The following is a 12,178-nucleotide window of genomic DNA, read 5'->3' on the forward strand; positions in this document are numbered from 1 at the left end:
GGAGCACGCCGGGTCACACCGAGGGAGAACCATGCGCATCACAGCAGCGATCCACCTGTCCCCCGTGCTGCTGCTCGTCGCGGCTGGCTGCGGCACCGCGCCGGGCCCGAGCGACGCTGGCGGAGCGGCGTGCGACGGGGCGTCGTCGTGTCCAGGCGACGCCCCGCCGGAGTCGGTCTGTCTGGAGCGCCTCGCCGCCGGCGTGCTGGAGGATGGATGCGGGGTGTTCGTCGCGGGGATGTTCGGCGACGGGGACGACGCGAACCCCGGCACGAAGGACAAGCCGGTGCGCACGCTGCAGCGCGGTGTCGAGCTCGCGCGCACCGGACGAGGGCGCGTCTTCGCGTGCGACGACGGGTTCTACGGCGCCCTCGAGCTGCCGTCCGGCGTCGATCTCATCGGCGGATACCACTGCTTGAGTTTTGCGCGTGAGCCCGGCGGGCGCCCGACGCTTCAGCTCGTAGGAGACTACGACATCCCCCTGACCGTCGTGCCCGCGAGCTCCGGAGACACGGGAGCCGCTGACGGGGTATCGACGATCGTCGACATGCAGTTCACCGCGAGCGGCGCGATCGCGATGCTCGTCCAGTCCGGCACGGCGGTGGAGCTCATCCGGAGCCGGGTTCACGCCTCCTGGGGCTGGGCGGGCCGCGATGGCGAGGAATGGCCCTATCCGAACCAGGCAGCGGAGGGGCCCGATGGGCAGTACGGGGGTGACGCTTGCTCGGCCGCCGTCGTCCCCGGCGCCCCTGCGGCGGTGAACCCGTGCGAAGGAGGGATCCCGAGCGTCGGCGGGAAGGGAGGGGACGGGCTCCCCGACGGCGCCGGCGATGGCGAGGACGGGCAGCCGTTCGAGGCGTCCAAGCCGACGTACGGGCGGGGGGGGAACGGGGACCTGCCGAGCACCGGGTGCGAAGATGGAGAGGTCGCGCTCCAGGGCGCACACGGTTTCGTCGGCGCAGCCGGCAAGGGCATGGGGCGCATCACCGAGACAGGGTGGGAAGGGGACGGAGCCGGCGACGGGAGCAGGGGCATGCCCGGCCAGGGGGGCGGCGGGGGTGGCGGCCGTCGGGGAGGGCTCTCCGTGTGCAGTGCGGCGTCGAAGGGAGGCGCCGGCGGCGGTTCCGGCGGCGCCGGCGGCTGCGGTGGTCGAGGCGGCGTGGGGGGCGGCAACGCCTGGCCGTCGATCGGCATCGTCGCGCTTCACGCCAAGCTGACCGTGCGGGATAGCAAGATCGAGGCACGCGACGGCGGGCAGGGCGGCGACGGCGGGCCCCCCGAGCTAGGCGGTCTAGGCGGCCGCGGCGCGCCGGGAGGCGCCTTGGGGGACGGCATGTGGTCCTGTCACGGCGCCAACGGAGGCGAGGGCGGCGCCGGCGGCTACGGCGGCCCCGGGCGCGGCGGCGACTCGATCGGCATCGCCTACCTCGACGAGGACAAGCTCACGCTGGAGGGCGTCACCTATGAGCTCGGACTGCCGGGCAAGGGCGGCGTGAGCTGGGATATTTGGACCGGCGACGAGGTCACGGGCGAGGAGGGCATCGCCGCCGAGACGCTCCGGTTTCCTGAATAGCCGGACTGAAGCTCGCCCAGCGAACCGCGTCGTCCAACTTCAGCGGTCGCGAACGTCCAGATGCCGCCCCACGGCCCGGTCGCGGTGTCCGCGAGAGTTACCCGCATTACTTTCCATGTAGAAAATCATTCCAGCTTTACTTAGTATTCCGGGCTGGGAGGCAGCTCATGTCGAAGCGCAGTCTTCTCGGCAGGCTCGGAGCTCTGCTTGTCATCGGGTCCGTCGGCGCGATAATGATACCGGCATGTACGATCCGAATCGGGAAAGGCGGAGAAACGGAGGACAGCAAGCCCACACCTGACGAGACACCCACCCCGGACGGGATGCAGCCAGCGCCCGACGAGACGCAGCCCACACCGACAGACGACGGCGCAGAGGATAGCACGACGTTTACCCCGGAAGAGGAAGCTGCGATCGATGCAGCGTACAACGCAGACCCGAGGGAACTCGCCTTGATGAACGCTAAGGCGACCTATGCAGCCTATGCGCTCTCCGGGCTCACCGAGACCCAGGTCATTGATCCGACCATCGTTGACGAGCAGACACTTCGCCAGATTATCGACCAGAACACGGAGCTTGCCTGGCAGCTAGCCGAGGAGTGGATCGCAACGCTCGATCCGACAACGCTGTCCGTCGGATATCCGATCAAAGTCGAGTGCATGGACCCACCCCTTCTGTGCCAGTCGAGCGTGAAGTGTCCATTCGCCAAGAGATGCGTGCTCAACGATTGCGGCGATGGTCGTTGTAGGACGTGCCCTAATATCTGGGATCTTGGCAATCTGATTATTGGAGGGTGGTGCACCTACACCTGCTACAACGATCTCGATATCGTGGGCGCTGCCATCACGTTAAAACCGGCAATCGGAAGCCAACTGGTCCCCTGGATTCAGCTCTGTAGGCCGAAGTGATAGAGGGACTCGCCATGGACTCTGACGAAGCTTCGAAGCGCGCCGCCCGGCTCGCGCAATGTATCTCTGGAGCCCTGAACCTTGCGGGTTTGCTCGCGTCGCCGCGCGCAGCGCGCAAACTCGGGGTGATGCCGTCTCGCGAGCACGCCGTCGAGCACCTGACCGACCTCTTGACTGTGCTCGGCGAAGGCCCCGACGCAGGGCTCAGCGCGGGTGCGCGGCCGCTAGACGCAGCGTCGGAGGTAGAGAGACTGCTCGCGCTGTGCCGGGACTGGTCGCCATCCCCAGACATCCCGGCCGAGATCCTGCGTGCCGCGCGTGACGTGCTCGTTGCGTTCGCCATCCCGGAGCCGTCCGGAGGGTGGGATGACTGGGAAGGCGCGCCGCCTGAAGCACCGCCCGAGCCAGAAGACCAGGACCCGCGCCCGCCGCCTACGGAGGCGGAGCTGGCAGCGATCCCGGATACGGCCACCTTCGCCGCAGCCCTCGTGTGGTGCGGCTATCTCGCGTCACCCAAGATGGTCGCGAAGATCCCCCCCGCGGATCTGCGCCGTCCAGCGCTCGGCCACATCGACAGCTTGCTCGCCACCTTCCGGCCAGTCCGCCGGAATCAGCCGGAGACGCGGGCATGGTGGCTAGCGCTGCTCGAGCGCCTCGAGAGCTTCCGGGCGCTCTGCGAAGCATGGGACGGCACCACAGCGCCACCCATGCCATTGCAGGAGGCCGCGCGGGCGGTCCTCATGTACCTAAATCACAAGTCGAGTTCGGAGGAGTACGAGGCGCTCGATGAGGAGGTAAGCCCGTTCTACCTCCAGCCTCCCGGCCCGCGGGGCGCGTAGGCTCGGCGGTTCGCCAGGTATCGGAGCTTACGGACGGCCACGCTGCGTCTGCGAGCGTGGGGAGTTCGTTCGCCGAAGCGGTTGCTCTCGGTACGGGTGAGCGGCACGGCGTGGCGCCTCCGAGCGGGAGCGCGGGCGCCTAGAACGGGAGAGAGGTGTTGCCCTGGCTCCCGTGACGGAGCCATCGTTGCTCCCGAAGGGAGAGAGATGGCCGGCCGGCAAGCCGGCGGCGATCCCAAAGAGTAGAGCGGGCCCGCGCGGTGTTGGTCGCACCGCGCGAGCCCTTGGCCGACCCCCCGACATCCCGGGAGATCACCCATGACGCACGTATCAGCTTACGCACCCTGCGCCAAGTCGCACCCCCTCGCCCCTTCCACCCCGGAGAGTGTCGCACTCCGCGCGCTCAGCACCCCCGCGCGAGCGCTAGGCATCCCGGACGCATACGCTCCGACAGCGCCGCGAACCGTTGACGAGCTCCTCTCTCTGTGCATGGCTCCGCCTCGGAGCCGGCGCAGCACGGCCGAGAAGGCCCGCCAGACGAGCATGCCCTACGCCTCATGCTGCTCGGCCGCTGTGCCTCGGGGCTCGATCTGCAATCCGTGCGAGCCCACGCGCCCTCGCCGCCAGCGGGGGGCTTGAGCCATGCCGCGACGCGCGACGGGCAACGTCTACTTCAGCGCAGGGCGCTGGTACGCGCGGGTTAAGCTCGGGGAGAAGCTCCGCCCGAACATCGCCCTCCCCACGTGCACGAGCGAGGACCAGGCCGTCGCGCGCAAAGACGTGCTGGCGGGGCTCGCGACGAAGCTGCGGGCCGCGCCGCACGTCGCTCCGGACATCGCCCGGGGGCTGCTCGAGCGCGCCGCGCAGCGCGACGGGAAGGCGCTCACCGCGGTGGTCGACGCCGTCGACACGCTCTGCAAGGACGAGGCGCGCCCGCAGGAGCCTGCCGCTGGCGCCGGTCTGCTCGGGCGCACCGTCGAGGCGTTCGGGAAGCAGTGGACGTCGGGCGAGCTCGCGAGACTCTACCCCGATCACGTGAGGGAGAAGCGGAGCGCGGGCGGAGATGTCTCCCGGCTCGAGCTCTACGTCTATCCGCTCGTCGGTTCGGTCCCCCTCCCCGCCTTCTCTCTGGACGACGCACAACGGGTGATGCGCGCGCTCCCTCCGCGCTCTGCGGCGACGCGGCGCCACGTCGCGCAGCTCATGCACCGGCTGCTGGCGATGGCCGTTTTCCCGGCCCGCCTCATCGCCGCGAATCCGCTGCCCAAGGGATTCCTGCCCAAGGTGGGCACCGGCAAGGCGAAGAGCTGGCTCTATCCCGACGAGGACGCCCGCCTCCTCACCTCCCCTGCCGTTCCGCCCTGCTGGCGCGTGCTGTACGGCTTCCTGGACCGCGAGGGATGCAGGTCAAGCGAGGCCGCCGGGCTCACGTTCGGCGACGTGGACCTCGAGCGGGGGGTCCTCACGCTGGACGAGAACAAGACGGACGACCCGCGCGCCTGGGCGCTCCGCCCTGACGTCGCGCGCGCGCTCCGCGCCTGGCGTGCCCTCCGCGGCGACCCGCCGGCTGGCGCGCCAGTGTTCGTGGGCGAGGACGGCGCCGCGCTGAACAGCCGTGACGACCACATGGCGGCGCGCTTCCGCGGGCACCTGCAAGCCGCAGGCGTCGACCGTGCGGAGCTCTTCGAGGCGAGCAAGACGCGGCAGCCGATCCGGGCGCACGACCTCCGGGCGACCTTCATCACCGTGAACCTGGCCAACGGCCGCTCCGAGACCTGGATCGCCGATCGCACGGGCCACAAGTCGAGCCAGATGATCAACCGCTACCGGCGCGCGGCCAGGACGGCGGCCGAGCTTGGGCTTGGGGAGCTCGCCCCGCTCGACACCGCGATCCCGGAGCTCCGCGCCGAAAAGGCGGGGGGAAAGGGCGGGACCGGCTCATCATGGGCGAAGGCGCCGTGGCGACAACGCTCAAAAAGTCTAATGAATTCAAGTGGTAGCCCCGCCCGGACTCGAACCGGGACGCCCGCGAGGGCCGCGGATTTTAAATCCACCGCGTCTGCCATTTCGCCACGGGGCCAAGATGCTGATATTACTTTGATTTTTACTGTTGGGGGCCCACGCTCGCCTTCGTCTGTGCCGTTTCCGGCGAGCTCGGGGATCGCCTGGGCGAGGGAAGCTAGCTCGCCTAGGCCCGGCTCTGCAAACGTCCTGGCGGCTCGGCGGGTTCTCTGGAGGACGCCCCGGAGGACACGCCAGCACAGCGGGATCGCGGTGCTGGCCAGCAGGCGCGCGTCCTCGTCGGGGTAGAGGCAGGCTTTCGCCTTCGCAGGGCCGAGCATCGGGAGGAAGCCGCGGGGGAGCGGGTTCGTCGCGACGAGGCGGCACGGGAAGCGCGAACGTAGAGCCGACCGGCGTCGTTGCGGAAGAGCGACAAGGTGGTCGGGCTGCTGCGCAGCGGGCACCGGCCCATGTCGCGACATGCCCGCCGCCTGCTCGGCCAGGTGGTGTCCTCGCGTGAGAAGCCGCGCCTCGAGGAGGCCATCGTCCTGCGGTACGCCGGCGAGACCGGCGGCAGCTCGCGGAGCGCCGCCTGAACGCTCGTATCTGAGCCCAGGCCACGGGTGATGCGACGAATGTATTGCAATTGCAAACGGATTCGCATATCGATGCACCATGGGAGACCATGCGCGCCCAGCGCTCTGGTGCTGCGGAGGTATCCGGCGATCGCGGGCGGTATCCAGGCGACCGTGGGCTCTCAAGGAACCAAGTCTTCTTGGGAAGGGACAAGGATCATGAACCACCGAGCTCGATATACCCTTTCGGCGCTGATCGCGGCAGCATCGATGAGCGTCGGAGGCCCAGCCTCTGCCGACGTGACCATCTCGGGAAACGTATCGCCTCAGAACCCAGCGGACCCATGGGACCTCGGACCGAACCGGCTCCGCGTGGGAACCGGCGCGGTCGAGGTGACCGATGGCGGGACGTTGATCAGCCCCGGCGCAACCGTGCGGGCGAGCTACGATCCCGGCATCATCCTGGTCGACGGGTATGGCTCGACCTGGATCAACAACGGATCCATCGAGGTCGGCGACGATCTCGAGAGTCGGATCGTCATCCGTCACGGCGCCGAGGCGATCACCGATGATCTCGTGTTGGGCATCGGAGGCGACACGAAATATGGCCGCGCGCTCGTCGAGGGGTACGACGCCACCCTGACGAGCAGGACGACGACCTACATCGGCACGCAGGGGCATGGAACCCTGGAGCTCAAACAAGGAGCGAGCTTCTTCTCACACGACGTCTACTTCGGCGGCATCATCGGCCGCAGCTGCGGGACCTGCACCGGCGAAGCCATCATTGCGGGCACCGCGACGAGGTGGGTGAGCACGGGAGCGTTCGTCCTGGGCATGAGGAGCCGCGGCTTGCTGGACATTCGCAGCGGCCAGCTCTCCACCGTGGACGCGCGCATCGGCGGCGATGGCTTCATGAACAGCAGCGCGAGCGTCAGAGGCTGGGGCGGCACCTGGACCAACCAGGGGCTCCTCCAGGTGGGATCGAACTACGGATATGGCACGCTCACCGTCGGCGCTTATGGGACCCTGACCACAGAAGATACCGAGATCCGCTCGGAGCTCGGAGGTGGCTTCGTCAAGGTGAACGACGTCTATGCGTCGTGGCTGAACAGCGGCGATGTTTCAATCTTCGCCTCTCTGTCGCAGTCTCCGTCGCTCCTGATCGACAAGGGCGCCTCCGTGAGGATCGGCGGCCTCCTCCGGACAGGGCTGTTGTTCGGCGGCTATCCCTATCTGGGGCCCTCCGTGCGGCTCGCGAAGGGCGACCTCGTCGCAGGCGCGATCGACGTCGATGCGGGCGACCTCGACTTCGCCGGCGGGCGCCTCGAGACCGGCAGCTTCCTGGGCGATCTCGCCAACACGCAGGCCGGCCAGCTCTCCGTCGGAGAGGTCTACCCTTCGACGGGCATCGCCGGCACCTACAGCCAGGGGCCGGGCGCAGCCCTCCGCATCACGGTCGCAGGCTCGAGCTCCTCGCCGCTCCTCGAGGTGGATGGGGACGTCCACCTCGATGGGGCGCTGGAGGTCCTGCCGGCCGCCGGGTCCGTGTCGTTCCAGGCCGGGGACACCATCGCTCTGCTCGGCTGGAGCGGTGACCTCACGGGGACGTTCGCCGCCGTGAACATCGCCTTGCCGCTCGCCCCAGGGCTCGCCTGGGACACTTCCGCGCTGTACACGACCGGCGAGATCACCGTCGTCACCACAACCTGAGCGCCGCTGGCTTTCGAAGCAGAGGCGGCTCTCCGCGATGTACCTCTCCGACGGGGAGGCCTGGATCTCGGCGCAATGGCGGCGAAACCGGAGTGAGGGACCCGCGAAGCGACAACCGAGGAGCGGGCCGCGCCATGGCCCGGCTGCGGTCCGCCGATGTGACGCGCGCTGGCATATCCCTCGCATCGAAATTCCGCGAGTGACGGATCGCGTCGCGTGGAGGTGGCGCATGCACACTGGGATCGGCCTGACCATGGCGGCGCTCGTCGGAGCGTCGGCCTGCGGCACAGCGGACGAGGCGACCGAGGCACTGCCGGACCCCGATGGTAACGTCGAGGTGCCGCCGCGGAGCTTCTACGTGGAGCTGAGTCAGGACACGACGGCGGAGAGCGCGCTCCCGCAGATCGTCCAAGCCGGTCGGCTCGAGCTCGCCGCGGCCTGCGCCGATCGCCCGGACGCGGCGCTCCGCATCTTCAACCCGTTATACCCCCGCGCCTTCGCTGACGTGCCCTGCGCCTCGATGGTCTGCGACGGCGAGAGCGGTGGCGCGCCGACCCAGGATGAGAGCGGCGAGCCCATCGGAGCGGCTCAGCAGCCGTGGAGCCCCATCGGCTTGGGGTGCAGCATCTTCATGTTCGGGGCCGGCATGATCGCAACTTCCGCGGTGTGCCCCAGGGCGAGGGATCCGCGGGATGCTCAGCGCTGCTCCAACTACTCAGGTGCGGCGCTCGGCACCCTGGGAGTCCTCTGCAGCTTCATCTGAGCCATGAGCAAAGAGCTGAGGACCATCGGCATCCTGGCCTCCGGCGTGGCGATCGTCGCCGCGGCGTGGCTCGACGCGCCGGTTCCTGAGGGGACCTTCCCGCCCCTCGGCTGGCTCCGCGCCGGCCTACCCGTCTACCTGTACATCTTCGGCCAGTGCTGGCTCGCCGAAGGTCGTGCCCGCGAGCGGCGCGCACGCGGGCTCAGGGACGAGAAGTAGGTGCGCAGGGCTCGGATCCCTCCGGGGCACGACCCGCCGAGCTCGTGCGCGACGTGCTCGCCGTCGAGGAGGTCGTCGAGGCCGAACTGGACGTGGATGCCGTAGCGCTCGCCTCGGCCCCTCCGGCCCCTCCCGCTTCACGCGCTCGCTTCCGACGCAACCGGCGACGCCCCCAGCCGACCCTCTGCCGAGGACCGCCGACGAGCTCCGCGACCTCATCCCCGAGGGCGAGGCCGCAGCTCAGGGCGCTGTCGAGCGATGCGACGACGGCGGCCCGTGACGATGGGCTGGTCGGCGCGGCTCTTCGAGGCGCAGGGCTTCAGGGTGGGGCCGCTTGAGCCTAACTTCGAGGACGTGTGATCCGCCATCCGGCATCACACCCCTTGGAATCCCGGCGAACGTGATGAACGCAACGGTTCAAACGCTGCGCTTCTTTCGCCATGGAAACGGGCGACCATCTCCATGACACTGTCGCTGCTCCCACGGCGCGCTCGGCCGAGCAGCTCCAGGGCCGCAACGCCATCGCATTCGCGGATGCGCCTCGACCCTGCTCCGGGCTGCTACTGTCCTCCCATGCCGTCCACGCGTCGCCTTGCCGCTGAGATCGTCCGCATGGTGCCACCGCGCGACCGCGCGCTGCTGCTTCGGTTCGGCCTCGACCTGAACAATCCAGCGGACGCGGAGCTCTTCGTTGAGGGCGTCCGGGCCGCCGACGATGCCATCGCCGCGCAGCAGCGTTGGGAGCGCGCAGCGCTTAGCTCCTCGAACCGAGCGCGATCGCGTCCCTAGCAATGGCCAGGCGAAGACAGAGTAGCTGACATTGCTCAAGCGCCGCGCCGAATGCTCCACTGCGCGTCCTGCACAGCAGCCGTAGGAGACGCGCAGCGGCGTCGGCAACTGGGGCGTGGCGGTCGATGCCATGATGTCAATCGATGATCGGCGGTCCGGGCCGGCGATCGATCTCGAGGCCTTCCCGGCGACGCCGTCCGACGTCTCCTGGTCGTCGACGCCCTCCATCGGCAGCGCGGAGAAGGCCGTCCTCATCGACTTCACGAACGGCGCATCGCAGGACCACACGGTCCGCGATCGGCGGCTCGTACCTGACGATCGTCGACGCGCCCTACCCCGGCAGGCTGCTCGTCACCTCGAAATCACGCGGGGCGCTCTCGAGGAGCTGCTCCTCGCCTCACGAGCGCGAAGCGCCGCCACGCTCGACGGCCCCACGACAAGCGCAAACGGCTCTCCCGCGGCGTGATGGCGCGAGCCGTGCGCCCGCCCCGCGTCAGCCCCCGCCGCCGCCGACCTCGCGCCAGCGGATCTCCACCCGCTTCGCGCCGAGCTGCGTCGCGAGCGCCGTGATCTGCCGCTCGGCCTGCGCCTTCGCGCGCGCCATCACGTTCCCCTCGAGGGCGGCCTTCTCGATCGCCGCCGTCGCCTCCTTCCGGGCCCGCCCCTCGAGCTGCTCGTTGCGCCGCGCGAGCAGGCTGGTCGACCGCGTGTAGACGTACGTCTCGTCCTCGTCGAGCCGGGTCGAGAAGACCTCGGGCGCCGGCAGCGTGAGCCGCGCGACCCCGGTCTCCGGATCCATCGCGATGTCGCCCTCGCCGATCCGCGCGAGATCGACGCCGATCGTGACGTGGCCGACCGCGACGAGCAGGAGGGCGTCGGTGGCCTGCACCAGACCGAACAGGCGGTTCTGCCGGTCGGCCAGATCCACGACCTTCTCGACGTGCACCTCCGTGGTCTCGAGCCGTGACAGGTCGCGGATCGCGATGACGAGCGCAGGAGACGGCCGCGCGACCACGACGCTCGAGGGCGCGGGCGCGGGACCGCCGAGGCGCGGCGCCACCACGAGCGCGCCGAACCCGACCGACGCGAAGAGCGCCACGACGAGCAGCGCGATCCGCGCAGCGCGGCCCGCCTGCGCGCGGGGGCGCGGCGCGTGAACTGCGGCCGAAGCGTAGGGGTCCTGGAGCGGGCCTTCCATCGGAGGGGTCTACCTTGGAGGACCACGGGCGCGCAGCAGGCGCCCGCGGCGGCTCGGCTGGACGCCGACCCGAGGAGCCGCGCGTCCTCCGCAGAGAGTACCCAGAACTGGAAGGCCCGAGGGCGAGAAGAATCGACCAACCCGGCCCAGCCCAGCCCACCCGCCGCGCCCGCCCGCCCGGCGCACCGACGGCTAGGACGCCGCGACCCCCCTCACGCCGCGCGCGCCGCAGACCGCGGCGGCGCCGCCGCCTGCTCCGCCCCCGAGGACGAGAGCGCCTGCTCGAGCATCCAGTCGTCGACGTCGCCCTCGGCCGCATGCTCCAAGGCGAGCCGCACGTCTCGGTTCGCGCAGCCCTCGGCCGCGATCCGCAACCGCTCCTCGGTCTGGCCGTCGCGCGAGCCCGCGAGCGCCAGCGCGGCCCCGATGCGGAGCTCGGCCGGCGCCCCGCCGTCCTCGAGCACCGTGAACGCCTGCTCCCGCGTGAGCTTCGCCGTCCGGTAGTCGGCGCCGGCCTCGCCCACGAGGCGGCGCAGCGCCGCCCGCCAGGCGGGCGCAGGCAGGCCGCGGCGCCCGAGGAGCGCCACAGCGCGCCCCGCCTCGTGGGCGCCTCGCCCGCTCCGCTCCCGCAGCAGCGCGAGCAGGTGCTCGCGGCGCCGCTCCGCGAGCACCATGCTGAGCCCGGTCTCGCTGGGATCGCGCAGCAGCTGCGGCGGCACGAGGGTGAGCGAGAGCTCCTCGCCCCCGGCGAGCGCGAGCTCGACCCCGAGCGCCGTCTCCTCGACCCGCTCGATGCTGGCGAAGGAGATGAAGCGCTCGCCGGCGTCGTCCCGGAGCGAGAGCCCGTCGCTGCCCACCACCAGCACGCGGCGCGCAGAGCCCTCCCTGAGCAGCGCCGCCAGCACCCACGCCGAGGCGCCCGTGACGACGCCGAGCGAGAGCGCCACGTCGAAATCGAGCACCGACCAGCAGAGCAGCGACATGAGCGCCGCGACCCCGACGAACAGGCGGCGCCCCGGCAGCGACGGCGCGTCGTCGTAGAGCCGAGCGCTCCACGTGCCCCGCGCTCGCCCGGCGGCGATCACGCCGAGCAGCCGCTCCGCGTCGACCGGATCGTCGACGCGCACCCGGATGACATCGCCGTCGTCGGTCTTCAGCGCGACCTCGCCGCCGGAGCTCGAGAGCCGCGCGCGCGTGAGCGAGAGGAGCGGGAACGCGCGCCGATCGCCGGGGCGCTCGATCCACAGCGCGTTGCTCACCCGGACGACCGCCGCGCCGGACGAGCCCACCGCCGCCCAGAGCCAGGCGATCGGCGTGTAGAGCAGGCACGCCAGGCAGAGCAGCGCGAGCAACGACCCGAGCAGCGCGAAAGGCACCATGACGGCCGCCACGATCGGGCCCGCGATCGGCTCCACGAGCGACGCGACGGAGAAGACGACGAGGAGCCACGCCAGCGCCGAAGAGAGCAGCCGGCCGATGGATCGAGCGTCGGCGTAGGGCTGGATGAGGACCCCACACCGCTTGAACACGCCGTCACTTCCAGCGGTCCCTGCCACCCCATCACGGTGAAGGCCCCCGCCTGCGAGTTCAAGCGCACAGCGCA

At 70.3% G+C, this 12,178-nt stretch carries 11 protein-coding genes, 1 tRNA gene and 1 pseudogene; 10 read left to right on the forward strand and 3 right to left on the reverse strand.

Translation table 11 applies throughout. The features are described 5' to 3' along the window. The first annotated feature begins 31 nt into the window (after window positions 1-31). From WMF45_RS33955 to WMF45_RS33970, 4 genes and pseudogenes are all read left to right on the forward strand, one after another. Complete coding sequence (locus tag WMF45_RS33955) at window positions 32-1,573, forward strand: hypothetical protein (protein ID WP_437709412.1); 1,542 nt, start codon at window positions 32-34, stop codon at window positions 1,571-1,573. 167 nt (window positions 1,574-1,740) lie between these two features. Next, a complete protein-coding gene (locus WMF45_RS33960) occupies window positions 1,741-2,481 on the forward strand; it encodes a hypothetical protein (protein WP_437709414.1) in 741 nt (246 codons plus the stop codon). A gap of 89 nt (window positions 2,482-2,570) precedes the next feature. Next, the gene (locus WMF45_RS33965; RefSeq protein WP_437709416.1) at window positions 2,571-3,320 is read left to right on the forward strand and encodes a hypothetical protein; all 750 of its coding nucleotides are present in this window, start codon (window positions 2,571-2,573) and stop codon (window positions 3,318-3,320) included. A 1,221-nt stretch (window positions 3,321-4,541) separates the two neighbouring features. Beyond that, a pseudogene (locus tag WMF45_RS33970) lies at window positions 4,542-5,147 on the forward strand (tyrosine-type recombinase/integrase); the annotation flags it as partial. A gap of 167 nt (window positions 5,148-5,314) precedes the next feature. On the opposite strand, the gene WMF45_RS33975 reads toward WMF45_RS33970, so the two are convergent. Next, window positions 5,315-5,400 (reverse strand) — tRNA-Leu (locus WMF45_RS33975). A 391-nt stretch (window positions 5,401-5,791) separates the two neighbouring features. Between WMF45_RS33975 and WMF45_RS33980 the strand changes: the two genes are divergently transcribed. The 6 genes from WMF45_RS33980 to WMF45_RS34005 all read left to right on the forward strand — a co-directional run bounded on the left by WMF45_RS33980 (window position 5,792) and on the right by WMF45_RS34005 (window position 9,843). Beyond that, on the forward strand, window positions 5,792-5,917 hold the full coding sequence (locus WMF45_RS33980) for a hypothetical protein (protein WP_437709418.1): 126 nt from the start codon (window positions 5,792-5,794) through the stop codon (window positions 5,915-5,917). Between the two features lie 351 nt (window positions 5,918-6,268). Then, the gene (locus WMF45_RS33985) at window positions 6,269-7,606 is read left to right on the forward strand and encodes a hypothetical protein (RefSeq protein ID WP_437709420.1); all 1,338 of its coding nucleotides are present in this window, start codon (window positions 6,269-6,271) and stop codon (window positions 7,604-7,606) included. A 229-nt stretch (window positions 7,607-7,835) separates the two neighbouring features. Next, window positions 7,836-8,369 (forward strand): hypothetical protein, encoded by a 534-nt coding sequence (locus WMF45_RS33990; RefSeq protein WP_437709422.1) that lies wholly within the window; start codon window positions 7,836-7,838, stop codon window positions 8,367-8,369. 3 nt (window positions 8,370-8,372) lie between these two features. Beyond that, window positions 8,373-8,588, forward strand: a complete 216-nt coding sequence (locus tag WMF45_RS33995) for a hypothetical protein (protein WP_437709424.1) — start codon at window positions 8,373-8,375, stop codon at window positions 8,586-8,588. Window positions 8,589-9,161: 573 nt separating this feature from the next. Next, on the forward strand, window positions 9,162-9,377 hold the full coding sequence (locus tag WMF45_RS34000) for a hypothetical protein (protein WP_437709426.1): 216 nt from the start codon (window positions 9,162-9,164) through the stop codon (window positions 9,375-9,377). Between the two features lie 130 nt (window positions 9,378-9,507). Next, entirely contained in the window at window positions 9,508-9,843 is a 336-nt protein-coding gene (locus tag WMF45_RS34005; RefSeq protein ID WP_437709427.1) for a hypothetical protein, read from the forward strand. Window positions 9,844-9,870: 27 nt separating this feature from the next. Here WMF45_RS34005 and WMF45_RS34010 read toward each other — a convergent pair whose 3' ends face one another. Next, window positions 9,871-10,575, reverse strand: coding sequence for a DUF4230 domain-containing protein (locus WMF45_RS34010; RefSeq protein ID WP_437709429.1), 705 nt, complete (start codon window positions 10,573-10,575; stop codon window positions 9,871-9,873). Window positions 10,576-10,787: 212 nt separating this feature from the next. Beyond that, entirely contained in the window at window positions 10,788-12,104 is a 1,317-nt protein-coding gene (locus WMF45_RS34015) for a hypothetical protein (RefSeq protein WP_437709431.1), read from the reverse strand. Between the last annotated feature and the right edge of the window lie 74 nt (window positions 12,105-12,178).

It is taken from the genome of Sorangium sp. So ce448 (genome assembly GCF_051520915.1).
Lineage (GTDB): Bacteria > Myxococcota_A > Polyangia > Polyangiales > Polyangiaceae > Sorangium > Sorangium cellulosum_B.

What these genes read in the sequence shown, in the direction of transcription:
- WMF45_RS33955 (WP_437709412.1), top strand. Translation starts at nt 32, where the DNA reads ATGCGCATCACAGCAGCGATCCACCTGTCCCCCGTGCTGCTGCTCGTC.
- WMF45_RS33960 (WP_437709414.1), top strand. Translation starts at nt 1,741, where the DNA reads ATGTCGAAGCGCAGTCTTCTCGGCAGGCTCGGAGCTCTGCTTGTCATC.
- WMF45_RS33980 (WP_437709418.1), top strand. Translation starts at nt 5,792, where the DNA reads ATGTCGCGACATGCCCGCCGCCTGCTCGGCCAGGTGGTGTCCTCGCGT.
- WMF45_RS33990 (WP_437709422.1), top strand. Translation starts at nt 7,836, where the DNA reads ATGCACACTGGGATCGGCCTGACCATGGCGGCGCTCGTCGGAGCGTCG.
- WMF45_RS33995 (WP_437709424.1), top strand. Translation starts at nt 8,373, where the DNA reads ATGAGCAAAGAGCTGAGGACCATCGGCATCCTGGCCTCCGGCGTGGCG.
- WMF45_RS34000 (WP_437709426.1), top strand. Translation starts at nt 9,162, where the DNA reads ATGCCGTCCACGCGTCGCCTTGCCGCTGAGATCGTCCGCATGGTGCCA.
- WMF45_RS34005 (WP_437709427.1), top strand. Translation starts at nt 9,508, where the DNA reads ATGATGTCAATCGATGATCGGCGGTCCGGGCCGGCGATCGATCTCGAG.
- WMF45_RS34010 (WP_437709429.1), bottom strand. Translation starts at nt 10,575, where the DNA reads ATGGAAGGCCCGCTCCAGGACCCCTACGCTTCGGCCGCAGTTCACGCG.